The 22,117-nt window shown below is 67.8% G+C and carries 25 protein-coding genes; 13 read left to right on the top strand and 12 right to left on the bottom strand.

Annotated features, from left to right (window positions below; genetic code table 11):
• From DMX10_RS01170 to DMX10_RS01160, 3 genes are all read right to left on the bottom strand, one after another.
• Positions 1-411, bottom strand: a 411-nt coding sequence (locus DMX10_RS01170) for a LysE family translocator (RefSeq protein ID WP_111259374.1), incomplete at its 3' end; no start/stop codon positions are given.
• A 67-nt stretch (positions 412-478) separates the two neighbouring features.
• Entirely contained in the window at positions 479-1,279 is an 801-nt protein-coding gene (locus DMX10_RS01165) for an AraC family transcriptional regulator (RefSeq protein ID WP_111259373.1), read from the bottom strand.
• Positions 1,280-1,281: 2 nt separating this feature from the next.
• Positions 1,282-2,139 (bottom strand): SDR family oxidoreductase, encoded by an 858-nt coding sequence (locus DMX10_RS01160; RefSeq protein ID WP_111259372.1) that lies wholly within the window; start codon positions 2,137-2,139, stop codon positions 1,282-1,284.
• A gap of 201 nt (positions 2,140-2,340) precedes the next feature.
• On the opposite strand from DMX10_RS01160, the gene exbB reads away from it, so the two are divergent.
• From exbB to DMX10_RS01130, 6 genes are all read left to right on the top strand, one after another.
• Positions 2,341-3,495 carry a tonB-system energizer ExbB gene (exbB, locus tag DMX10_RS01155; protein WP_111259371.1) on the top strand — a complete coding sequence of 385 codons (1,155 nt, stop codon included), beginning with the start codon at positions 2,341-2,343 and terminating at the stop codon, positions 3,493-3,495.
• A 4-nt stretch (positions 3,496-3,499) separates the two neighbouring features.
• Positions 3,500-3,922 (top strand): TonB system transport protein ExbD, encoded by a 423-nt coding sequence (gene exbD / locus DMX10_RS01150; protein ID WP_111259370.1) that lies wholly within the window; start codon positions 3,500-3,502, stop codon positions 3,920-3,922.
• Complete coding sequence (locus DMX10_RS01145; RefSeq protein ID WP_111259369.1) at positions 3,923-4,669, top strand: energy transducer TonB; 747 nt, start codon at positions 3,923-3,925, stop codon at positions 4,667-4,669. It abuts the gene before it with no gap.
• Between the two features lie 87 nt (positions 4,670-4,756).
• The gene (locus DMX10_RS01140; RefSeq protein WP_111259368.1) at positions 4,757-5,698 is read left to right on the top strand and encodes a hydrogen peroxide-inducible genes activator; all 942 of its coding nucleotides are present in this window, start codon (positions 4,757-4,759) and stop codon (positions 5,696-5,698) included.
• Positions 5,695-7,770 (top strand): ATP-dependent DNA helicase RecG, encoded by a 2,076-nt coding sequence (gene recG, locus DMX10_RS01135; protein ID WP_111259367.1) that lies wholly within the window; start codon positions 5,695-5,697, stop codon positions 7,768-7,770. Before DMX10_RS01140 ends, recG begins: the two co-directional genes overlap by 4 nt.
• 91 nt (positions 7,771-7,861) lie before the next feature.
• Positions 7,862-9,268: an aminoacyl-tRNA deacylase and HDOD domain-containing protein gene (locus tag DMX10_RS01130; RefSeq protein ID WP_111259366.1), complete on the top strand. Its 1,407-nt coding sequence runs from the start codon at positions 7,862-7,864 to the stop codon at positions 9,266-9,268.
• A gap of 68 nt (positions 9,269-9,336) precedes the next feature.
• Here DMX10_RS01130 and DMX10_RS01125 read toward each other — a convergent pair whose 3' ends face one another.
• The 7 genes from DMX10_RS01125 to DMX10_RS01090 all read right to left on the bottom strand — a co-directional run bounded on the left by DMX10_RS01125 (position 9,337) and on the right by DMX10_RS01090 (position 14,484).
• Positions 9,337-10,059: a hypothetical protein gene (locus DMX10_RS01125; RefSeq protein WP_111259365.1), complete on the bottom strand. Its 723-nt coding sequence runs from the start codon at positions 10,057-10,059 to the stop codon at positions 9,337-9,339.
• Positions 10,060-10,166: 107 nt separating this feature from the next.
• Entirely contained in the window at positions 10,167-10,559 is a 393-nt protein-coding gene (locus DMX10_RS01120; RefSeq protein ID WP_111259364.1) for a helicase, read from the bottom strand.
• 136 nt (positions 10,560-10,695) lie between these two features.
• Positions 10,696-10,968: an HU family DNA-binding protein gene (locus tag DMX10_RS01115; protein ID WP_021218870.1), complete on the bottom strand. Its 273-nt coding sequence runs from the start codon at positions 10,966-10,968 to the stop codon at positions 10,696-10,698.
• 188 nt (positions 10,969-11,156) lie between these two features.
• Positions 11,157-12,305 (bottom strand): NAD(P)/FAD-dependent oxidoreductase, encoded by a 1,149-nt coding sequence (locus DMX10_RS01105; protein ID WP_111259363.1) that lies wholly within the window; start codon positions 12,303-12,305, stop codon positions 11,157-11,159.
• Positions 12,306-12,376: 71 nt separating this feature from the next.
• Positions 12,377-12,544 carry a rubredoxin gene (locus tag DMX10_RS01100; RefSeq protein ID WP_111259362.1) on the bottom strand — a complete coding sequence of 56 codons (168 nt, stop codon included), beginning with the start codon at positions 12,542-12,544 and terminating at the stop codon, positions 12,377-12,379.
• A gap of 93 nt (positions 12,545-12,637) precedes the next feature.
• Complete coding sequence (locus DMX10_RS01095) at positions 12,638-13,639, bottom strand: fatty acid desaturase (protein ID WP_178082901.1); 1,002 nt, start codon at positions 13,637-13,639, stop codon at positions 12,638-12,640.
• Positions 13,636-14,484 (bottom strand): sugar phosphate isomerase/epimerase, encoded by an 849-nt coding sequence (locus tag DMX10_RS01090; protein WP_111259361.1) that lies wholly within the window; start codon positions 14,482-14,484, stop codon positions 13,636-13,638. The genes DMX10_RS01095 and DMX10_RS01090 overlap by 4 nt, the downstream gene beginning before the upstream one ends.
• Before the next feature lie 212 nt (positions 14,485-14,696).
• Between DMX10_RS01090 and DMX10_RS01085 the strand changes: the two genes are divergently transcribed.
• A complete protein-coding gene (locus DMX10_RS01085) occupies positions 14,697-15,071 on the top strand; it encodes a winged helix DNA-binding protein (protein WP_111259360.1) in 375 nt (124 codons plus the stop codon).
• 49 nt (positions 15,072-15,120) lie between these two features.
• Here the strand turns inward: DMX10_RS01085 and DMX10_RS01080 are convergent, their stop codons facing one another.
• Positions 15,121-15,288, bottom strand: a complete 168-nt coding sequence (locus tag DMX10_RS01080; RefSeq protein WP_021218867.1) for a rubredoxin — start codon at positions 15,286-15,288, stop codon at positions 15,121-15,123.
• A gap of 168 nt (positions 15,289-15,456) precedes the next feature.
• Here DMX10_RS01080 and DMX10_RS01075 point away from each other — a divergent pair, with 168 nt between their 5' ends.
• Both DMX10_RS01075 and ubiA read left to right on the top strand, forming a co-directional pair.
• Complete coding sequence (locus tag DMX10_RS01075; RefSeq protein WP_111259359.1) at positions 15,457-16,011, top strand: chorismate lyase; 555 nt, start codon at positions 15,457-15,459, stop codon at positions 16,009-16,011.
• Between the two features lie 27 nt (positions 16,012-16,038).
• A complete protein-coding gene (gene ubiA, locus DMX10_RS01070; protein WP_111259358.1) occupies positions 16,039-16,929 on the top strand; it encodes a 4-hydroxybenzoate octaprenyltransferase in 891 nt (296 codons plus the stop codon).
• A gap of 36 nt (positions 16,930-16,965) precedes the next feature.
• Here ubiA and DMX10_RS01065 read toward each other — a convergent pair whose 3' ends face one another.
• Entirely contained in the window at positions 16,966-17,337 is a 372-nt protein-coding gene (locus DMX10_RS01065) for a hypothetical protein (protein WP_111259357.1), read from the bottom strand.
• A 272-nt stretch (positions 17,338-17,609) separates the two neighbouring features.
• Here DMX10_RS01065 and phoB point away from each other — a divergent pair, with 272 nt between their 5' ends.
• The 4 genes from phoB (at position 17,610) to DMX10_RS01045 (ending at position 22,115) form a co-directional block, all read left to right on the top strand.
• On the top strand, positions 17,610-18,299 hold the full coding sequence (gene phoB, locus DMX10_RS01060) for a phosphate regulon transcriptional regulator PhoB (RefSeq protein ID WP_111259356.1): 690 nt from the start codon (positions 17,610-17,612) through the stop codon (positions 18,297-18,299).
• A 24-nt stretch (positions 18,300-18,323) separates the two neighbouring features.
• Positions 18,324-19,628, top strand: a complete 1,305-nt coding sequence (gene phoR / locus DMX10_RS01055) for a phosphate regulon sensor histidine kinase PhoR (RefSeq protein ID WP_111259355.1) — start codon at positions 18,324-18,326, stop codon at positions 19,626-19,628.
• 99 nt (positions 19,629-19,727) lie between these two features.
• On the top strand, positions 19,728-21,068 hold the full coding sequence (locus DMX10_RS01050) for a hemolysin family protein (RefSeq protein ID WP_111259354.1): 1,341 nt from the start codon (positions 19,728-19,730) through the stop codon (positions 21,066-21,068).
• A gap of 249 nt (positions 21,069-21,317) precedes the next feature.
• A complete protein-coding gene (locus tag DMX10_RS01045; protein ID WP_158545559.1) occupies positions 21,318-22,115 on the top strand; it encodes an alpha/beta hydrolase in 798 nt (265 codons plus the stop codon).
• Positions 22,116-22,117: the final 2 nt, after the last annotated feature.

Here is a 22,117-nt window from a genome sequence, read left to right as displayed (position 1 = left end):
CACCCCGAACAGCCCCGCGTAGAAGATCGGCAGCTTGGGGTTCAGGCTGCTCGCCGCCAGTCCCTCCAGCATTCCCCGCCGCCAGGAGCCCGGCGTCCCGGTACCACCTCCCTCGTGCAGTTGCAGCCGGCGCCGCGCCATCAGCGCCTGTCCACCCAGCCAGAGGAAGTAGGCGCCACCGAGCAACTGCAGCCCCCGCCACAACAGGCCGCCCTCGGCCGGCAGCAGGCTCAACGCCAGCAGCACCAGCAGCATGCTCGCCAGGTTGGCCAGGGCGATACCCGCCGCGCAGCCATCGGCATGTCGGCGACCCCGGGTCAGGGCAGCACGCAGCAGCAGGAAGAAGTCCGGGCCGGGGGACAGCAAGGCGGCGAAGTGGGTGCCGGCAACCAGCAGGAACAGAGCGAACATCGACAGGGCCTCCAGGGATCGAGGCGCCAGTGTCATGGCCCGGCAACGGCCCGGTCTTGGAGAAAACTCAGGTGCGCGCGGCGCGGCGGAACTGCCCCGGGGTCACTCCGGTGAAGCGCTTGAAGGTGCCGGAGAAGTGCGCCTGGTCATAGAAACCGAGACCCAGCGCCACCTCCAGCGGCGTCTGGTCCCCCAGCAGCAGGCGTTTGGCTTCGCGCACCCGGCGCTGCAACAGGTAGGTGTGTGGCGGCACGCCATAGGCACGGCGGAACGCCTCGATCAGGTGGCGCGGATGGCGCTGCACCAACGCCGCCAAACGCTCCAGGCTGACGGCCTCGGCATGGTGGGCCTCCAGGTAGTCGCGCAGGAAGGCGGTCATGCCCCCATCCCGGCTCGCCGGCGCCGCCGCACGCAATCCGCCATGGCGCACGAAGACGCGCTCCAGCAGGGCCAGCAGCTCGCTTTCCAGGGTCAGCGGGTCATTGCGCCCGAACTCCTCGGCCAGGCGCGCCAGCCCCGCCGCGACGGCACCGTCGTCCACCGGATTGAGCGCGGTGAAACCGGTCGGCAGGCGCTTGCGCCCCAACAGCGCCGGCAGCCGTGCCTCCTCGATGTAGAGCATGCGGTAGACCAGTCGCTCGCTGATGGCATGCCCGGTATGCGGCTCCTCCGGGTTCATCAGCGACAGCGTGCCCGCCGCCAGGGCATGACGCGCGCCCCGGCACTGGTAGCCACCGATACCCTGGAGGATCGCGCCGATGGCGAACGCATCGTGGCTGTGACGGCCGAAGGGCTGCCCGGAAAAATCCGCATGGAACAACTCCACCCCTGGCAGCCAGGGGCGAGCGAGCATGCGGTTGGCGTCCAGCCTCAGGCCCCTTTAAGCACGGCGGCATAGCCTTCGCGATAGCTGGGGTAGAGCGGCTCCCAGCCAAGGGCGCGGGCGCGGGCGTTGCTGCAACGCTTGCTGCCGGAACGGCGCACGGTGGACTCCTCCGCCCACTCGGTCACACCCAGGGTCTCGCGCAGCCAGCCCACCACCTCGTGCAGCGGCGCCGGCGCATCGTCGACGCCCAGGTAATCCCCGGCAAGCTTCACGCCACGGGCATCGGCCTGGAGCAGGAACGCCAGCAGGCCGGCGGCGTCCTCGGCGTGGATACGGTTGGCGAACAGCGGCGGCTCGCTCACCACGCGGTAGCCCATGCGCACCTGCTTCAGCAGCCATTCGCGGCCGGGGCCGTAGATGCCGGTCAGGCGCACCACGGTCGCCGGGATGCCGCTGCTGCGGGCCAGGCGCTCGGCCTCCAGCATGATCCGCCCGGAATAGCTCTCGGCCTCGGCAGGCGAATCCTCGTCGACCCACTGGCCATCCGCCTGGGCGTACACGCCGCTGCTGGACACGAAGAGCAGTCGACGCGGGCGCTGGCCGGACTGCTCCAGCCAGGCCAGCACATGACGCAGGCCCTCGACATAGGCGGAGCGGTAGCCGGCCTCGTCATGCTGGCTGGCGGCGGCGCAGTAGACGAGGTAGTCCAGCTGGCCTTGCGGCCAGCCCTGCGGTCGGGCGGGGGCCTCGAGGTCACCTGCGACCGGCAGCACGCCGACGGGCAGCGCCGAGGCATTTCGCCGCAACCCATGGACGGACCAGCCGGCATCCAGCATACGTACGGCAAGCCGGCTGCCGACATCGCCGCAGCCGGCAATCAGTAAGGAAGGAGAGGCGGACATAGGGGCGGGCTCCTGGGAAAAGTGCAGAGCATAGGGGGCGCAGGAGCAATCACCAAACCCCCGCCGCCGAGCCGGAGAAAGGTAATAAAGTTACATTGTCACTTTTACAAACAAGAATTACTTGCAATAATGCTCACCCTTTTGTCCGTGACACCCCTACCGAATACGGACGAAACCGCAATTTTCTTTTCAGGTCCGGCCATGAAACCTATTGCATCCCTCGTCCAGCCCACTCTCGTCTCCCGCTTCTCCCGCCCCGTCGCGGCGCTGATGATCAGCCTGATGCTGCTTCCGGCTGGCGCGGCGCTGGCAGAGGAGCCCGGCACAGCGGCACCGGCAGCGGTACAGGCTCCGGCAACCGCAGCGGCACCGGGTGCCACGCCGGCCGCCCCGGCGCAGGCTGGCGCGCCCGAGTCCGTCGGCCTGACTGCCCTGCGCGAATCCATCGACACCCTGGGCCCGCAGGCCACCCCGGAGCAGATCCGCGAGGCGACCCGCCAGAAGATGCAGGAGCGTGGCGCCTCCGCCGAGGAGATCACCGCCACCATGGACCGCCTCGTCGAAGGCGAGAAGCTCGGCCAGGACCTGGCCGCCGCGCTGAGCGGCGCCGCCCTGGATGGCACGCTGGCCGGCGAGGAAGCCGACAATGGCCTGGGCCACGACCTGTCGCCCTGGGGCATGTACCAGAACGCCGACATGGTGGTTAAGGGCGTGATGATCGGCCTGGTACTGGCCTCGATCCTCACCTGGACCGTCTGGGTCGCCAAGGGCATCGAGCTGCTGGGCGCCAAGCGCCGCCTGCGCGAAGAGCTGGCCCGGCTGAAAGCCGCACGCAACCTGCCGGAAGCCGCCGAAAGCGCCAGCCGCGAAGGCAGCCTGTCTCGCGTCCTGGTGCACGACGCCCTGGAAGAGATGAAGCTCTCGGCCAATACCCGCGAGAAGGAAGGCATCAAGGAGCGCGTCAGCTTCCGCCTGGAGCGCCTGGTCGCCGCCAGCGGCCGGCAGATGAGCCAGGGCACCGGCGTACTCGCCACCATCGGTTCCACCGCTCCCTTCGTCGGCCTGTTCGGCACCGTGTGGGGCATCATGAACAGCTTCATCGGCATCGCCAAATCCCAGACCACCAACCTCGCCGTGGTCGCCCCCGGCATCGCCGAGGCCCTGCTGGCCACCGCCATGGGCCTGGTGGCAGCGATTCCCGCCGTGGTGATCTACAACGTCTTCGCCCGTTCCATCGCCGGCTACAAGGCCCAGGTCGCCGACGCTTCCGCCCAGGTCCTGCTGCTGGTCAGCCGCGACCTCGACCACCTGCCTGCCGACCGCAACCAGGCCCCGCACATGGTCAAGGTGAGCTGATCCGATGGGCCTGCATCTGAACGAAGGCGGTGACGATCTCCAGGAAACCCACGAGATCAACGTCACCCCATTCATCGACGTCATGCTGGTGCTGCTGATCATCTTCATGGTCGCGGCGCCCCTGGCCACGGTCGACATCAAGGTCGACCTGCCGGCCTCCACCGCCAAGCCCGCGCCGCGCCCGGACAAGCCGATCTACCTGAGCATCAAGGAAGACCAGAGCCTGTACCTGGACAACGTGCAGGTCCCGCAGGAGCGGCTGGGCGCCGAACTGGACAAGCTGACCAACGCCGACAAGGACAAGATCATCTTCGTCCGCGGCGACAAGTCGGTCGACTACGGCAAGCTGATGGAAGTGATGGACGCCATGCGCGGCGCCGGCTACCTGAAGATCGGCCTGGTGGGACTCGAGACGGTCGGGAAGTAGATGAGCCAGGCAAAACGAAACCTGTCCTGGGCCATCAGCCTGCTGGTGGTACTTGGCCTCCATGTTGCGCTGTTCTGCTGGGCACTGTTCTGGAAAGTCAGCGCTGACCCCATCGAACTGCCACCGGCAGCCATGATGGTGCAGCTCGAACCAATGCCGGCCCCCACGCCACCGCCAGCGCCTCCACCACCTCCCCAAGTCGAGCCGGAGCCCGACCCCCTACCGCAGCTGGCGGAAGCGCCCAAACCCACCATTGCCATCGCCCCGAAACCCAAGCCCAAGCCGAAACCGCCGAAACCAAAACCCCCGGAGCCCAAGCCCGAGCAAAAGCCCGAGGAGCAGGAGTCAACCAAGGAGCAAGTCGACGCCCCCACGGCGCCAACCCCACCGAGCGATGCCAAACCCGCCGCCCCGCAGGAGAGTATGGCCAGCGCCATGACCCAGGCCCGCGAGACCTGGATGAGCAAGGTCTCTGCACGTCTGGCGAGGTACAAGCGCTATCCGGAGGATGCTCGCCGCCGCAATTTTACGGGGTCTACCATGGTGGAGTTTACGGTCGACGCTGAAGGCAAGGTCGTAGCCTATACCTTGATTAGCAAGTCAGGCAGCGCGTCTCTGGACCGGGCCAGCCTGGAGGCAGTCCGGCGCGCCCAGCCGCTACCCCCTCCACCGCCGGAAATATTGGGCAACGGCGTGGTAAAGGTGAAGGCACCTTTCAACTTCAATCTGACGGACGTCCGCCGCTGAGCTGATCCGCCCCCGCAAAGGGGGCGGCTGCTGTTGGTTCCATTGAGAGCAGCCGCTATGCTTGGGCCACTCCAATGGAATAAGACTATGACCCTCACCGAACTGCGCTACATCGTCACCCTCGCTCAGGAACAGCACTTCGGCCGCGCGGCGGAACGTTGCCACGTCAGCCAGCCGACGCTGTCGGTGGGCGTGAAGAAGCTCGAGGACGAACTGGGCGTGCTGATCTTCGAGCGCAGCAAGAGCGCGGTGCGCCTGACCCCGGTGGGCGAGGGCATCGTCACCCAGGCGCAGAAGGTGCTGGAGCAGGCCCAGGGCATCCGCGAACTGGCCCAGGCCGGCAAGAACCAGCTGACCGCACCGCTCAAGGTCGGCGCCATCTACACCGTCGGCCCCTACCTGTTCCCCCACCTGATTCCCCAGCTGCACCGCGTCGCACCGCAGATGCCGCTGTACATCGAGGAGAACTTCACCCACATCCTGCGCGACAAGCTGCGCACCGGCGAGCTGGACGCGATCATCATCGCGCTGCCCTTCGCCGAAGCCGATGTGCTGACCAAGCCCCTCTACGACGAGCCCTTCTACGTGCTGCTGCCGGCCAACCATCCCTGGACGGCGAAGAAGACCATCGACAGCGAGCTGCTCAACGACAAGAGCCTGCTGCTGCTCGGTGAAGGCCACTGCTTCCGCGACCAGGTGCTCGAAGCTTGCCCGACCCTGCGCAAGGGCGGCGAGGACAGCGCCAAGCACACGACGGTCGAATCCAGCTCCCTGGAAACCATCCGCCACATGGTCGCTTCCGGCCTCGGTGTCTCGATCCTGCCGTTCTCGGCGGTAGACAGCCATCACTACGCCCCGGGTGTGATCGAGATCCGCCCGCTGACCCCGCCGGTGCCGTTCCGCACCGTCGCCATCGCCTGGCGCGCCAGCTTCCCGCGCCCGCGCGCGATCGAGGTACTGGCCGACTCCATCCGCCTGTGCTCGGTGGCCCGCCCGCAGCAGGCACAGGCCGAACCGCAACCGGCATGACCGAGCTCTCTCAGGTTCCCGTCACCGTGCTCAAGGGCGTCGGTGACGCGCTGGCGGAGAAGCTCGCCAAGGTCGGCCTGGAGAACCTCCAGGACATCCTCTTCCACCTCCCGTTGCGCTACCAGGACCGCACCCGCGTGGTGCCCATCGGCGCGCTGCGCCCCGGCCAGGACGCGGTGGTCGAAGGCACCGTCACCGGCGCCGACGTGGTCATGGGCAAGCGCCGCAGCCTGCTGGTGCGCCTGCACGACGGCACCGGCGCGCTGAGCCTGCGCTTCTACCACTTCAGCAACGCGCAGAAGGAAGGCCTCAAGCGCGGCACCCAGCTGCGCTGCTACGGCGAAGCCCGCCCCGGCGCCTCGGGCCTGGAGATCTACCACCCCGAGTACCGTGCACTCAATGGCGACGAACCGGCCCCGGTGGAGCAGACCCTGACGCCCATCTACCCGACCACCGAAGGCCTGACCCAGCAACGCCTGCGCCAGCTCAGCCAGCTGGCGCTCGCCCGCCTGGGCCCGGAAAGCCTGCCGGACTGGCTGCCGGAGGAGCTGGCCCGCGACTACCGCCTGGGCCCGCTCGACGAAGCCATCCGCTACCTGCACCGGCCGCCGCCGGACGCCGACCTCGACGAACTCGCCGAAGGCCAGCACTGGGCCCAGCACCGTCTCGCCTTCGAGGAGCTGCTCACCCACCAGCTTTCCCTGCAGCGGCTGCGCGAAACCCAGCGCGCCCAGCAGGCGCCCCAGCTGCCACCGGCGAAGACACTGCCGCAGCGTTACCTGGCCAACCTCGGCTTCAAGCCCACCGGTGCCCAGCAACGGGTCGGCGCCGAGATCGCCTACGACCTCGCCCAGCCCGAGCCGATGCTGCGCCTGGTGCAAGGCGACGTCGGCGCCGGCAAGACCGTGGTCGCCGCGCTGGCGGCCCTGCAGGCCCTGGAGGCCGGCTACCAGGTCGCGCTGATGGCGCCCACCGAGATCCTCGCCGAGCAGCACTTCCTCAACTTCAGCAAGTGGCTGCAGCCGCTGGGCATCGACGTCGCCTGGCTCGCCGGCAAGCTCAAGGGCAAGGCGCGCGCCGCCGCGCTGGAGCAGATCGCGGCAGGAGCCCCCATGGTCGTGGGCACCCATGCGCTATTCCAGGACGAGGTGCAGTTCAAGCGCCTGGCCCTGGTGATCATCGACGAGCAGCATCGCTTCGGCGTGCAACAGCGCCTGGCCCTGCGCAAGAAAGGCATCGACGGCCGCCTCAGCCCGCACCAGCTGATCATGACCGCCACGCCCATTCCGCGGACGCTGGCCATGAGCGCCTATGCCGATCTCGACACCTCGATCCTCGACGAGCTGCCCCCCGGGCGCACGCCGGTCAATACCGTGCTGGTGGCCGACAACCGCCGCATGGAGGTGATCGAGCGGGTCCGCGCCGCCTGCCAGGAAGGGCGCCAGGCCTACTGGGTCTGTACCCTGATCGAGGAATCCGAGGAGCTGACCTGCCAGGCCGCGGAAACCACCTTCGAGGAGCTCTCATCCGCCCTTGGCGAGTTGCGCGTGGGACTGATCCACGGCCGCATGAAGGCGCCGGAGAAGGCCGCGGTGATGGACGAGTTCAAGCAGGGCAGGCTGCAACTGCTGGTGGCGACCACCGTGATCGAGGTGGGCGTCGACGTGCCCAACTCCAGCCTGATGATCATCGAGAACCCCGAGCGCCTGGGCCTCGCCCAGTTGCACCAGCTGCGCGGGCGCGTCGGCCGAGGCAGCGCCGCCAGCCACTGCGTGCTGCTCTACCACCCGCCGCTGTCGCAGCTGGGCCGCGAGCGCCTGGGCATCATGCGCGAGACCAGCGACGGCTTCGTCATCGCCGAGAAGGACCTGGAGCTGCGCGGGCCGGGCGAGATGCTGGGCACCCGGCAGACCGGCCTGCTGCAATTCAAGGTTGCCGACCTGATGCGCGACGCCGACCTGTTGCCGGCCGTGCGCGACGCCGCGCAAGCCTTGATGGAACGCTGGCCCCAGCATGTGAGTCCGTTATTGGAGCGCTGGTTGCGACACGGCCAGCAATACGGTCAAGTGTGACGTGGCGCACATTGCGCCGGTCGCCTGACCCATCAGTCACCCAGGCCGCTCGTTATACTCCGGGCAGTCGCTTTTTCGCTGGATGCCACCCATGACCGAAGTCGCTCTCGCTCCAGATTCAGAACCCCACGCCCCGTCGGTGATCCTGCAACTGCTGGACAAACTGGGCCTGGCCTACCAGATACGCCTCGAAGAGCCCTCCCTGGAGCCGGCCCGTCGCGTACAGGCGGTTCTGCTGGAGGACGCCGTCGGCACCCTGCTGGTGTTCTACCCGCGCAACCAGTTGCTGGACCTCAACCGTCTCGCCGAACTCACCGGCCGCAAGCTGGTGGCGGTGAAGCCGGAGCGTTTCGACCGCATGCTCGGCAAGCACGACCTCAACACCCTGCCGGCCCTGCCGCCCTTGACCAGCTCGCCGTGCCTGTATGACGAGCGCCTGCTGCAGGAACCGCAGCTGCTGATCGAGTCCGGCCACTCCGGCGTATTGCTGGAACTGGCCGTCGAGGACTTCCGCCAGTTGCTGAGCAAGGCCAGCGCCGCCCGTTTCGGCGTGCCGCTGAGCAGCATCCGCCTCAACCTCGATCGCCCTGACGACGACCGCGCCGAGATCACCCAGGCGGTGCAGGCCTTCACCGCCCGCCGCATCCAGCAGCGCCTCGAGGAAACCATCGAGATCCCGCCGCTGCCGGAAACCGCGCAGAAGATCATCAAGCTGCGGGTCGATCCCAACGCCACCGTCGACGACATCACCGGCGTGGTCGAGACCGACCCGGCCCTGGCCGCCCAGGTGGTGAGCTGGGCGGCGTCGCCCTATTACGCTGCGCCCGGGAAGATCCGCTCGGTGGAGGACGCCATCGTCCGCGTGCTGGGCTTCGACCTGGTGATCAACCTCGCCCTCGGCCTGGCCCTGGGCAAGACCCTGAGCCTGCCCCGTGAGCAGCCGCAACACGCCACGCCCTACTGGCACCAGGCGATCTACACCGCCGCCGTGATCGAGGGCCTGACCCGCGCCATCCCCCGCGCACAGCGCCCGGAAGCCGGCCTGACCTACCTCGGCGGCTTGCTGCACAACTTCGGCTACCTGGTGCTGGCCCATGTCTTCCCGCCGCATTTCACGCTGATCTGCCGCCACCTGGAGGTCAATCCGCACCTGGCGCACGGCTATGTCGAGCAGCACCTGCTGGGCATCACCCGCGAGCAGATCGGCAGCTGGCTGATGCGCTTCTGGGACATGCCGGAAGAGCTGGCCACCAGCCTGCGCTTCCAGCACGATCCGCACTACGACGGCGCCCATGCCGCCTACCCGAACCTCGTCTGCCTGGCGGTCAGCCTGCTGCGCGCCCGTGGCATCGGCACCGGCCCGGTGGAGGAAATCCCCGACGAGCTGTTCGAGCGCCTGGGGCTGTCCCGCGACAAGGCCGAGGAGTCGGTGAGCAAGGTGCTGGAGGCCGAAGCCGCGCTGCGCGAGCTGGCATCCCAGTTCAACCCGCCGCACTGACGCGGGCAGTCGAAGAAAAGGGGCCTCGTGGCCCCTTTTTCATTGCTGCGCTGGCGCCTCGCCGCGCACTACTTGAGCAGCCCCCGACGCTTGGCGAAGACCCCGGGCAGCGCCTCCAGGCTCAGCTCCAGCAATTGCTTGACCGCAGGCCGCTCGTAGAGCTCCGCATAGGCCCGCACATCGTCGCTGGGCATCTGCCGGTAGGCGTACAGCATGAAGGACTCCACCGCCTGCTCACTGCTGGCGCGGATGCCGTCGGCCTGCTTGGCGGTCTGTTCGGCCAGGGCCTTCTCGCCGATCTTCTCGCCGCGCTGGCGCAGGGTCAGCATGGCCAGGGTCTTGCCCACTTCGTAGCGCAGCAGCGTCGCCAGATCGGTGGTCCGCGCCGCGCGGTCGAGCCGGCGCACCAGCTCCAGGCGATCGGCACGCGGCGGCTTGCTCGCCAGCTGGGTGCGGTAGCTGGCCAGCCCTTCGCCCACATCGCGCTCAGCCGCAGTGAAGCGCTGCGCCAAGGGGCTATCGAGGGCGGCCTCCACCTGGGCGAGCTGCTCGGCGCTGACCTTGGGTGCGACGGCGGCGGCCAGGTCACGGCACATCGCGTCTGCTTCGAAGGCCTTGTTCAGCTGCTTGAGGTAGCGTTCCGGCGCGCCGCGCTGCAACAGCGGGCCGCTTTGCTCGCAGAGCAGCCGTACACCGGCCAGCTCGAAGGCCTTGGCCAGATCGTCGGGTTTCGGGGCCGCGAAAGCGGTGAGGCTGCCGAGCAGCAGCGGTAGGGCGAGGAGGGCACGCATGAGCTGGATTCCATCGATACGAGCACCCCTCGCCAGAGAGGGGCGCACAGGAACCAGCCTAGCGAAAGCGCCGCGCGCCGACCAGCGACGACACGGACGAATGCAGATCAGGCAGCCTTTTTGGCGGCCGCCTTCTTCTTCGGCACCAGGTACTTGGTCAGGCCCTGGAACCAGATCACCAGCGCGGGGTTGCCCTGAATCTGGATGTCCTTGTTCTGGATGCCCTGCATGAAGGCCAACTGCTTGTTCTTGGCGTTCATGGTGGCGAAGCCGTAGGCGCCGTCCTTGAAACCGATGGCGAAGGCCGGGGCCTCGGCGGTACCGCGCCTGCTGGTCACGCGCTGGTCCCTCACGATGAAGTGCCGCGCGACCTTGCCGTCCAGGGTATGCAGCTGGAAAACCAGGTCCTTGCCGGCGAGCTGCTCCTGAAAAGCGGCATTGTCACGGCTGGCCTTGGCCATCAGGCGGCCCAGCATCCAGAGGAGAAGACGGAATTTCATGCGCACGAGCCTCGGCTGAAAATGGAACGGCGGCGCATTGTAGCGGTTTGCGAGAGGGACTACAGCCAGACTTGGGATGGGCAGGAAGTGCTCTCAGATCACACCCGGAGCCTGGCGGCCCCGGGTGTCCATGGCCTTAGTTGACCGCGTCCTTCAGGGACTTGCCCGGCTTGAAGGCGACGGTGTTGCTGGCCTTGATCTTGACCGGTTGGCCGGTCTGGGGGTTCTTGCCCGTGCGAGCACCGCGGTGGCGCTGCAGGAAGGTGCCGAAACCGACGAGGGTCACGCTGTCCTTGCGGTTCAGCGCACTGGTGATTTCTTCGAGAACGGCGTTGAGTACACGATTGGCCTGATCCTTGGTGAGATCGGCCTTTTCGGCGATGGCGGCGGCGAGTTCCGGTTTACGCATAGATGCCTCTTTGACGGTTTGTTGTTTTTGTGTCCGTGCTGTCCATCCAGAACAGCGCCCAAGGCGCCGCAACAGCTCTGCGCTGCGGCAGACCAGAGGGAGGATGGCATGCCGCAAAGGGCCGCGCCAGTGTTGTCCGACAGTTTTGGACGCGATCCCGAGGACTATTCCGACAGAAGGCCGGCCATTCACGCCAGCAAGGGAGGCAGTTCACGGTTCAGGGCCAGCTTCTCCTGCACTGCCGCGCCGGTCAGCGCGTAGCCCAGCAGACGGCCACCGGTGTCGCGGCACAGGGCCTTGATGTCGGCACCCGCGCCTTCCACGGTCCAGGCGCCTTCCAGGCCACGGGGCGGAGGCGAGACCACCAGCGGGCAGGCAGGCGTCTTCACCGTCACCGGCATCGGCCCGTAGCTGACGGCGGTGGCGTTGCCCGCCAGGGTCTGTGCCAGTGCCCGGGCGCAGGCCATCAGCGGCATCACGTAGAGCAGGTTGATGCCATCCACCTCGGCGCAATCGCCCAGGGCGTAGATGTTGGCGTGGGAGGTCTTCAGGTGGCGGTCCACCATCACCCCGCGGTTGACGTCCAGCCCGGCCGCCGCCGCCAGGGCGGTGCGGGGTCGCAGGCCGACCGCCGAGATCACCAGGTCGCAGGCGATGCGGGTGCCGTCCGAAAGGTGCGCATCCAGCCCATCACCGGCGTGGTTGAGGCTGGCCAGCACCGGGCCGAGGTGGAAGCGCACGCCCAGCCCTTCGAGGCCGGCCTGCACCGCTGCGGCCGCCGCCGGGTGCAGCAGGCCGGGCATCACCTGCTCGCAGGGCGCCACCAGCTCCACCTCATAGCCACCCAGGCTCAGGTCGTTGGCGAATTCGCAGCCGATCAGGCCGGCGCCGAGGACCAGCACGCGCTTCTTGCCCGCCGCCGCGTTGCGGAAACGCGCATAGTCCTCGAGGTCGTTGATCGGGAACACCGCGTCCCCGGCGTCGCCCTCCACCGGCACGCGGATGACCTCGGCGCCCCAGGCCAGCACCAGGTCGCGGTACTCCACCGCCTCCTCGCCTATCCACAGGCGGCGGTGGCCCGGGTCGATACCGGTGATGCGGGTGTGGGTGCGGATCTCGGCCTTCAGCTGATCGGCCATGGCGCCGGCTTCGGCCATCGCCAGGCCGTCGGCGTCCTTGTTCTTGCCGAAGCCGGTGGACAGCATCGGCTTGGAGTAGGAGCGACCATCGTCGGCGCTGATCAGCAACAGCGGCGTCTCGCCGTCCAGCTTGCGGAACTCCTTGGCCAGGTTGTAGCCGGCCAGGCCGGTCCCGACGATCACCACGGGTGCACTCATCTCTCACTCCTCAGCTGCAAAACGACGCGACGGCCCGGGGGCCGTCGCTGAATATCGGGGGATGTCGCGGATCAGGCGATCTCGATCATCTCGAAGTCGATCTTGCCCACGCCACAGTCGGGGCAGACCCAGTCCGGCGGGATGTCTTCCCAGCGCGTGCCCGGGGCGATGCCCTCGTCCGGCAGGCCCAGGGCCTCGTCATAGATGAAGCCGCAAACCACGCATTGCCACTTGCGCATGAGCACCTCCTCCAGGCGAAAAACGTTGAGACCCTACTCCAATTGCCAACCCCTCGCCAAGGCTTGGCGCGGCCCGCCCGACGGAGGTTGGGCTCAGATCGCGGTGAGGAACGACACCCCATAGACACCGACGAACCCGGGGCCTTCGCGGTGGGGCTGGCCCGCCACCTGGTCGCCCTGGTCGAGGTTCAGCACCCGCTCCACGCGATGCCGGTGCAGATTGGCCAGCAACCGGCGCGCCGGCAGCACCGGCTCGTCCTGCACGCCATACAGCTCGCGGTGCAACGCCGGCAGGCGGTACCAGGGCAGGGTCGGCTTCTCGTGGTGGGCGTTGTGGTAGCCGAAGTTGAGCACCAGCAGATTGAGCAACGGCGAATGGCCGAACGGGTTGGAGAAGGTGTTGCGCTGCTCATAGGCCGCATCGGGCCGCGCGCCGGCCGGCTGGTCCAGGCCGACCACCACCTCGTAGGTGTGCTGGTGCATGTCCATCAGGCGCATCACCCAGAGGAACAGCAGGTAGGCCAGGCCGTAGCCCAGCAGCGCCGGCCAGGCCAGCAGGCCCAGGGCGGCGAAGGCGGTTCCGCGCAGCACCAGCCAGCCCAGCACGCGACGACGACGGGCGCGATAGCCCTCGACCAGGAAGGGGCTGGCGATCACCGAGGCATGCATCAGCAGCTCCACCGCCGGTACATGCAGCCACTCCAGCGCCTGCACCGCGCGCAACAGGGCGGGCCGCGCCAGGAGCAGGGCGCGGTAGTCGAAAGCGACCACGTCGGCGCGGTCGACGTGATGGCGCATGTGCTTGCGCCGGAGCCCGTCGTAGTCCCCGTAGCAGCCACCCACCAGCACGCTGAGCAGACTGCCCAGGCGCGCATTCCATTCACGCTGGAGGAACACCGCCTGGTGCGCACAGTCGTGGATCAGGTAGGCACCGATGACCATCCCGTGGGCCAGCGCCAACACCCCCAGGGGCCAGCTCCAGGGTTCGGCCAGCACCATCAGCGCCAGGCCGCCGCCCCAGGCAGCGACGGCATAGAGGGTCGCGAGCAGGGTCGGCCACAGGCCGTCGTCATGGCGCAGGCGGGGCAGTTTCATGCATCACCTCCGATCCAGCGGCGGAAGTGCTCGCGCTCGGTGTCGCCCATCCAGCGGTTCACCTGCCACAGGTCCGCCACCGGCTGGTCGGTGAAGGGCAGGGTGTGCAGGTAGCGATCGGGGCCGAACTCCGGCGTCATGCTGCTCAGGCTGGCGCCACGTCGCCGCTGGGCACGCCATACCGCCTCCCAGAAGCGCTGGTGGAACGCCAGGCAGTCGGCGTACTCCGGTGCGGCCGGGTGCGGCACCTGCGGCCCCTGTGGATAACCCACCCGTCCGTGCACGTGCCGGACCTGTTCGGCCACCGCCAGCAGCAGGTCCCAGTCGTCGTCCAGCAAGCGCTCGGCGACCACCACCCAGTGGCTGATGTCCGCCGTCAGGCGCAGGTCCGGCAGTTGCCGCAGCAGCGTCTCGGTGACCCAGGGATTGAACATCGAGCGCCCGCGATGGGTTTCGAAGCTCAAGGGCACGCCCAGCTCCGCCTCCAGCTCCAGGGCGGCGGCGAAGAAATCGCGCTGCACCGCCAGCGGCCAGGCATCGCAGCCGGCGATCACGTTGCACAGCAAGGGCCCCAGCGGCCGGGCGGCCCGCACCTGGCGCCGCAGGTCCGCCAGGTGCTCGGCGGGCGTCGCATGGCGATCGGGTACATAGCTGCCACCGGTGCAGATCTCGGCGATGAAAGGCAGTCCGTGATCGCTCAGCACCTGGCCCAACGCATCACGGGACTCGGGCGCTTCCGGCACCGCCGCTTCGAGGCCGTCGAAGCCGGCCTCCAGCGCCAGGCGGGCCGCCTCGTCGGGCGCTCCGTGGAAACCCCACAGGGTCTTGAATAACTTAAACTGCATCGCATTCTCCACGCCCGGGATGGGCCGATGGGGAGGCGAGAGCAACGGCCGTGCCAGCCAGGTGGCAAGCGGACAAAGCCGTTGTTTTAAATGCAGATTTGCACATTAATAAACCAACGGCCGGCCCGCGCCCCTTCGCGTCCCTGCACGAAGACCGTGCAAGAGCATGCAAATCTGCACCATGAACACCACATCCGAGGAAGCCTCGATCCATGACCCGCCGCCACAGCCAGAGCAATCGCCGCGCCGTCGCCCAGGCGATCATCCACATGGACGAAAGCTGGATCGCCCTGTTCGCCGACCTCGGCCTGGGCGACCTCTGCTACAGCGACCTGTTCACCCACATGTGGCTGCGCCGCGACCAGCAGCTGCGCAAGACCGACCTCTACGCCTGCATGCCCAGCATCAGCCGGCGCACCGCGGTGAAATACGTGCAGCAACTGATCGACCAGGGCCTGCTGGAGGAAACCGGTTCGGATGAAGACAGGCGGGTGCGCCAGGTGGCCCTGACCGAGCCGGTGATCGAGCGCCTGGAGCGCTTCTACGACCAGGCCTGCGAACACTTCGCGGCACTGGCCAGGGGCTGAAGCGAAAGGGATACGGGCCCGCCGCCTTGCACGGGGGCCCGGGGGTGGATCAGCCGATCTCGATCATCTCGAAGTCCAGCTTGCCGACGCCGCAATCGGGGCACAGCCAGTCGGCCGGCACGTCTTCCCAGCGGGTGCCCGGCGCGATGCCGTCGTCCGGCCAGCCCTGGGATTCGTCATAGATCAGACCACAGACCACGCATTGCCACTTTTTCATTATCGTCCTCGGCGGAACTCACGGTTTGGCGCGCAACCTATACCAAACGCGCCACAGCGCCAAGACGCCGGGCGACGGGATGAAGAGCGCCTGCGGCAACCCGCCACCCCACGAAAGGCCCCTGGCACCGTGCTAAACTCCCGCGCCGCCCAGACCGCCAGGACCATCGTGCCAGACGCCGCCCTCGCCCATCCGCCCCGCTGGCTCAGCGCCACGCAACTGCACCCCGCACCCGCCGCCGGCCTGCGTGACTGGCTGTTCGACCAGGGCTCGCTGACCCGTCGCCTCACCGCCCTCTCCGCCGACGCCTTCAGCGTCACCCCGCTGGTCGAGGGCTGGCAGGTGCTGCGCAACGACGAATGCGTCGCCCTCGGCGTGCCGGGCGGCAGCCAGGGCTGGGTCCGCGAGGTCTACCTGCGCGGCCATGGCGAAGCCTGGGTATTCGCCCGCAGCGTGGCGGCGCGCAGTGCGCTGGAAGGCTCCGGCCTCGCCCTCGGCGAGCTGGGCAGCCGCTCCCTCGGCGAGTTGCTGTTCAGCGACCGCGCCTTCGCCCGCGGCCCCATCGAAGTCACCCGTTATCCCGCCGCCTGGCTGCCGGCAGAGGTGCGCGCGGAGCGCCTATGGGGGCGCCGGTCCTGTTTCCGCCGGGGTGAACTGGCGGTGCTGGTGGCCGAGATATTCCTGCCGACCCTGTGGCAGCAGGCCGGTATCGAGCCCGTATAATCCGCCCACGCCCAGCGGAGACCGCCGATGTACCTCAAGCTCCTGCAATCGCTCAACCGCCTGCACCCCCGCGCCTGGGACTTCGTCCAGCTGACGCGCATGGACAAGCCCATCGGCATCTACCTGCTGCTCTGGCCGACGCTCTGGGCGCTGTGGGTCGCAGGCCAGGGCCGCCCGAGCCTGAAGAACGTCCTGGTGTTCGTCCTCGGCGTGGTGCTGATGCGTGCCGCCGGCTGCGTCATCAATGACTACGCCGACCGCAACTTCGATGGCCACGTCTCCCGCACCCGGGCACGGCCCCTGGCCAGCGGCGCGATCAAGCCGCGCGAGGCGCTGGTGTTCTTCGCCGTGCTGGTGGCGCTCAGCTTCGGCCTGGTGCTGCTGACCAACGCCACCACCATCTGGCTGTCCTTCGGCGGCCTGGCCCTGGCCGCCTGCTACCCCTTCATGAAGCGCTACACCTTCTACCCCCAGGTGGTGCTCGGCGCGGCCTTCTCCTGGGGCATGCCCATGGCCTTCACCGCCGAGACCGGCGAGCTGCCGGCGGCGGCCTGGTTGCTGTACATCGCCAACCTGCTCTGGACGGTGGCCTACGACACCTACTACGCCATGACCGACCGCGAGGACGACCTGAAGATCGGCGTCAAATCGACCGCCATCCTCTTCGGCGACGCCGACCGCCTCATCATCGCCACCCTGCAGGGCCTGGCGCTGCTGTGCCTGTTGCTGGCCGGCAGCCGCTTCGAACTGGGCCTGTGCTTCCACCTCGGCCTGCTCGGCGCCGCCGCCTGTTTCGCCTGGGAGTCCTGGAGCACGCGCACGCGGGATCCGCAGGCCTGCTTCAAGGCCTTCCTGCACAACCACTGGGCGGGAATGGCGATCTTCATTGGCCTGGTGGCCGACTACGCGCTGCGCTGAACCCGCGCAGCGCGGACTTCGAGGTGAACAGCAGGCTCAGGGCTTGGCCACGTGCCAGACCTGCATCTTGCCGTCCCCGGTCCTGTCACCGGCCTTCTTGTCCATGACGAAGGTGTACAGCGGCTTGCCGTCATAGGCCCACTGGCTGGTACCGTCGTCACGCTCGACCAGGCTCCACTTGCCCTCGGCCTTGGCGCCGGCCTCGGCCATCAGCGGTGGCCAGTTCTTCGCGCATTCGCCGCTGCAGTGGGACATGCCCATGGCGTCCTTGTCGAAGGTGTAGAGGGTCATGCCCTGGTGGTCGACCAGCATGCCGTCCTTCTCCATCGCCGGCTCCGCCGCCAGCAACGGCCAGGACAGCAGGGCGCCGGCCAGCAGGGCCAGGATCTGTGGATAGGTTCTGCTCATCACGTTTCTCCTCGGGAGGGATCACCTCGGCCCGGCCACTCCCCGGCCCCACTTCAAGGGGGTACGGCAGGCAGGCAGCCGGCCCCTCGGGAGGGGCCGCGCCGGTCCGGCTCCGGCATTGCGCCGGTGGCCCGCTGAGCATAGTCGAGGGTGCGGCGCCGCCCGTCGACGGGCGGCAGGGCCCGGTGGCAACATCCCGGTGTCATATAGCTGCAATAATTCCGTTATCTAATGCGCGCAAACCAGCTGAACAAGCGACCCGAGGCGGATACATGGTTGGCAAGAACATCCTGATAGTCGACGACGAAGCGCCCATCCGCGAAATGATCGCGGTGGCCCTGGAAATGGCCGGCTACGAGTGCCTGGAAGCGGAGAACACCCAGCAGGCGCACGCCATCATCGTCGACCGCAAACCCGACCTGATCCTTCTCGACTGGATGCTCCCCGGCACCTCCGGCATCGAGCTGGCCCGCCGCCTGAAGCGCGACGAACTGACCGGCGACATCCCGATCATCATGCTCACCGCCAAGGGTGAGGAGGACAACAAGATCCAGGGCCTGGAGGTCGGCGCCGACGACTACATCACCAAGCCCTTCTCGCCCCGCGAGCTGGTGGCCCGCCTCAAGGCCGTGCTGCGCCGCGCCGGCCCCACCGACAGCGAAGCGCCGATCGAGATCGGCGGCCTGCTGCTGGACCCCATCAGCCACCGCGTCACCATCGACGGCAAGCCCGCCGAGATGGGCCCGACCGAGTACCGCCTGCTGCAGTTCTTCATGACCCACCAGGAGCGCGCCTACACCCGTGGCCAGCTGCTGGACCAGGTCTGGGGCGGCAACGTCTACGTCGAGGAGCGCACCGTGGACGTGCACATCCGCCGCCTGCGCAAGGCCCTGGGCGATGCCTACGAAAACTTGGTGCAGACCGTGCGCGGCACCGGTTATCGTTTTTCCACCAAAGGCTGATCCCACCGAACAAGGAAGCGATCGTTGAACCAGGACTGGCGTCGCGCCGTAATCCGCCGTTTGCTCCTCCTCCTCGTCGCCTGCCTGCTCGGCGGATTCATCACCGGTGAGTACGGCTGGGCGCTGGCCGTCGGCCTCGGTGCCTACCTCGGCTGGACCCTCAGCCAGCTCCTGCGCCTGCACAAATGGCTCAAGGAACACAAACCCGACGAGCCGCCGCCGGACGGCTACGGCCTGTGGGGCGAAGTGTTCGACAGCATCTACCACCTGCAACGCCGCGACCAGCGCGTGCGCGGGCGCCTTCAGGCGGTGATCGACCGCGTGCAGGAATCCACCGCCGCCCTCAAGGACGCCGTGGTGATGCTCGACAGCGAGGGCAACCTCGACTGGTGGAACCGCGCCGCCGAGAACCTGCTGGGCCTCAAGACCCCCCAGGACAGCGGCCAGCCGGTGACCAACCTGATCCGCCACCCGCGCTTCAAGGAATACTTCGAGCAGGAAAACTACCGCGAGTCCCTCGACCTGCCCTCGCCGGTCAACGACCGCCTGCGCCTGCAGTTCCACATCACCCAGTACGGCAACCGCGAGCACCTGATGCTGGTGCGCGACGTCACCCGCATCCACCAGCTGGAACAGATGCGCAAGGACTTCGTCGCCAACGTCTCCCACGAGCTGCGCACCCCGCTGACCGTGATCGCCGGCTACCTGGAAACCCTTCTGGATAACGTCGAGGACGTGAACCCGCGCTGGGCCCGCGCCCTGCAACAGATGAACTCGCAGGCCGGGCGCATGCAGAACCTGCTCAACGACCTGCTGCTGCTGGCCAAGCTCGAAGCCACCGACTACCCCTCGGACAACCAGCCCATCGCCGTCGACACCCTGCTGCAGAGCATCCGCAACGATGCCATCGCCCTGTCCGGCAGCCGCCAGCACAGGATCACCCTGGAAGCCGACGCCGACTGCAGACTGCGCGGCAGCGAGGCCGAGCTACGCAGCGCCTTCTCCAACCTGGTGTTCAACGCGGTCAAGTACACCCCCGACGGCGGCGACATCCGCATCCGCTGGTGGAGCGACGAGCAGGGCGCGCACCTGGCCGTGCAGGACTCCGGCATCGGCATCGAGGGCAAGCACCTGCCGCGCCTGACCGAGCGCTTCTACCGGGTCGACTCCAGCCGCGCCAGCAACACCGGCGGCACCGGCCTGGGCCTGGCCATCGTCAAGCACGTGCTGATCCGCCACCGTGGCCGCCTGGACATCAGCTCCGTGCTCAACCACGGCAGCACCTTCACCTGCCACTTCCCGCCCAGCCAGGTCGCGCCGCGCGCTTGAGCGCGCCACGCGGCACCGGGCCCGGACAGGGCCCGGCGTCTTGCAAACTGCGGTTCCAGCCCTCACCCTTAGCCGATCATTCGCTGACCAAAGCCCCCAATGGACCCGTCCCCCGCTAGTTCACTGTCTTCCTATTTCGCCGACTTCGGCCTCGTCCTGTTCGCCCTGTTCCTCGTCGTGCTCAACGGTTTCTTCGTGGCCGCCGAGTTCGCCATGGTCAAGCTGCGCGCCACCCGCGTCCAAGCCATCGCCGACAAGCACGGCTGGCGCGGCAGCATCCTGCGCACCGTGCACAACCAGCTGGACGCCTACCTCTCGGCCTGCCAGCTGGGCATCACCCTCGCCTCGCTCGGCCTCGGCTGGGTCGGCGAGCCGGCCTTCGCCCACCTGCTCGGCCCGGTGCTCAGCGCGGTCGGCATCGAGTCGGAGAAACTGGCCCACGGCATCTCCTTCTTCACCGCCTTCTTCATCATCTCCTACCTGCACATCGTGGTCGGCGAGCTGGCGCCCAAGTCCTGGGCCATCCGCAAGCCCGAACTGCTGTCGCTGTGGACGGCGGTGCCGCTGTACCTCTTCTACTGGCTGATGTACCCGGCCATCTGGCTGCTCAACGCCAGCGCCAACGCCATCCTGCGCATCGCCGGGCAAGGCGAGCCCGGCCCGCACCACGAGCACCACTACAGCCGCGACGAGCTCAAGCTGATCCTCCACTCCAGCCGTGCCCGCGACCCCAGCGACCAGGACATGCGCGTGCTCGCCTCCGCCGTCGAGATGGGCGAGCTGGAAGTGGTCGACTGGGCCAACTCCCGCGAGGACCTGATCTACCTGGAGCATGACGCGCCGCTGGCCGACATCCTCAGCGTGATCCGTCGCCACAAATACAGCCGCTACCCGGTGCACAACGCCCAGACCGGCGAGTTCATCGGCGTGCTGCACATCAAGGACCTGCTCCTGGCCCTCTCCGCGCTCGACAGCCTGCCCGAGTCCTTCGACCTGGCCGAACTTACCCGTCCCGTGGAACGCGTGACCAAGCACATGCCGCTGTCGCGCCTCTTGGAACAGTTCCGCCAGGGCGGCGCGCACTTCGCCCTGGTCGAGGAAGCCGACGGCAAGGTGGTCGGCTTCCTGACCATGGAAGACGTGCTCGAAGTGCTGGTCGGCGACATCCAGGACGAACACCGCAAGACCGAACGCGGCATCCTCGCCTACCAGCCCGGCAAGCTGCTGGTGCGCGGCGACACCCCGCTGTTCAAGGTCGAGCGCCTGCTGGGCATCGACCTCGACCACGTCGAGGCGGACACCCTCGCCGGCCTGATCTACGAAACCCTCAACCGCGTCCCCGAGGAAGAGGAAGTGCTGGAGACCGAAGGCCTGCGCATCATCGTCAAGAAGATGAAGGGCCCGAAGATCGTCCTCGCCAAGGTGGTCAGCATCGGCTGATCCGCCACCCGCGACAAAAAACGGGGCCCACGGGCCCCGTTCTCGTTCCCGCCTCCCTTCCCTGATCTAGAGTTCACCTGCACCTGCCGTTTCGCTTGCGCCTGGCCCCGAGCCCGGTGCTGGCGTGCGATGCCGTCGGCCGCCCGTGCTGAACCCCCATCAACGCTGCGGTGTGCCACGGGTTCCGGTCATGACGGCTCATCGCCGCGCCGCCACCGGCCCCTCGCCGCAAGGAACGCGGAGTCACTCATGATCATCATCAGTTCGCGCAAGGACTTCTCCAATCCCGACCAGCTCTCCGAAACCGGCCACCTCATACGCGAGGTGGACCTGGCCAACGACACGGTCACGGCGGTGCTGGACTTCAAGGACCTGCTGCACCTGGTCAAGGGCAAGCGCCTGCTCCTGCTGGTGCACGGCTACAACAACGAGCAGTACGAGGTGTTCGACTCCTACCAGGTGATCGAGCAGCAGGCCATGGTCCACCTCGCCAACGCCTACGACATGGTGCTCGGCTACTCCTGGCCCGGCGGCGACCAGAAGCTCGACTGGTGGCAGGCGAAGAAGCGCGCCAACGCCGTGGCGCGGATGTTCCGCTTCCTCCTGGACAACCTCTCCGGGAACGCCGGCGCCGTGGACGTGATGTCCCACAGCCTCGGCGCACGGGTCACCCTCAAGGCCCTCAAGGGCTCGCCCGGGCGCATCGTGCGCAACTACTTCTGCACCGCGCCGGCGGTGGACAACGAATGCTTCGAGAGCGACGAGGAGTTCGCCGACGCCATCCCCTCCTGCGAGCGGGTGTACATCTTCCACTCCTCGCGGGACGAGGTGCTGCGCTTCGCCTACGCCTCCTCCGAGCAGGACCTGGCCCTGGGTCTCTACGGCCCCGAGGACAAGACCTATATCGAGGTGGCCACCCGCACGGTGTTCGTCGCCAACTGCAAGAAGGTGGTCTCCAACCATGGCGGCTACAAGCGCGCGGGGGCGGTGTACGCCTACATCCAGGCCAGCTTCGCCGGTGGCCTGCAGCGCTTCGTCACCCTGTGAGG

Source organism: Pseudomonas sp. 57B-090624 (assembly GCF_003234055.1).
Lineage (GTDB): Bacteria > Pseudomonadota > Gammaproteobacteria > Pseudomonadales > Pseudomonadaceae > Metapseudomonas > Metapseudomonas tohonis.
The sequence above is the reverse complement of the archived record's forward strand: the minus strand, read 5'-3'. Positions and strand labels throughout refer to the sequence as shown.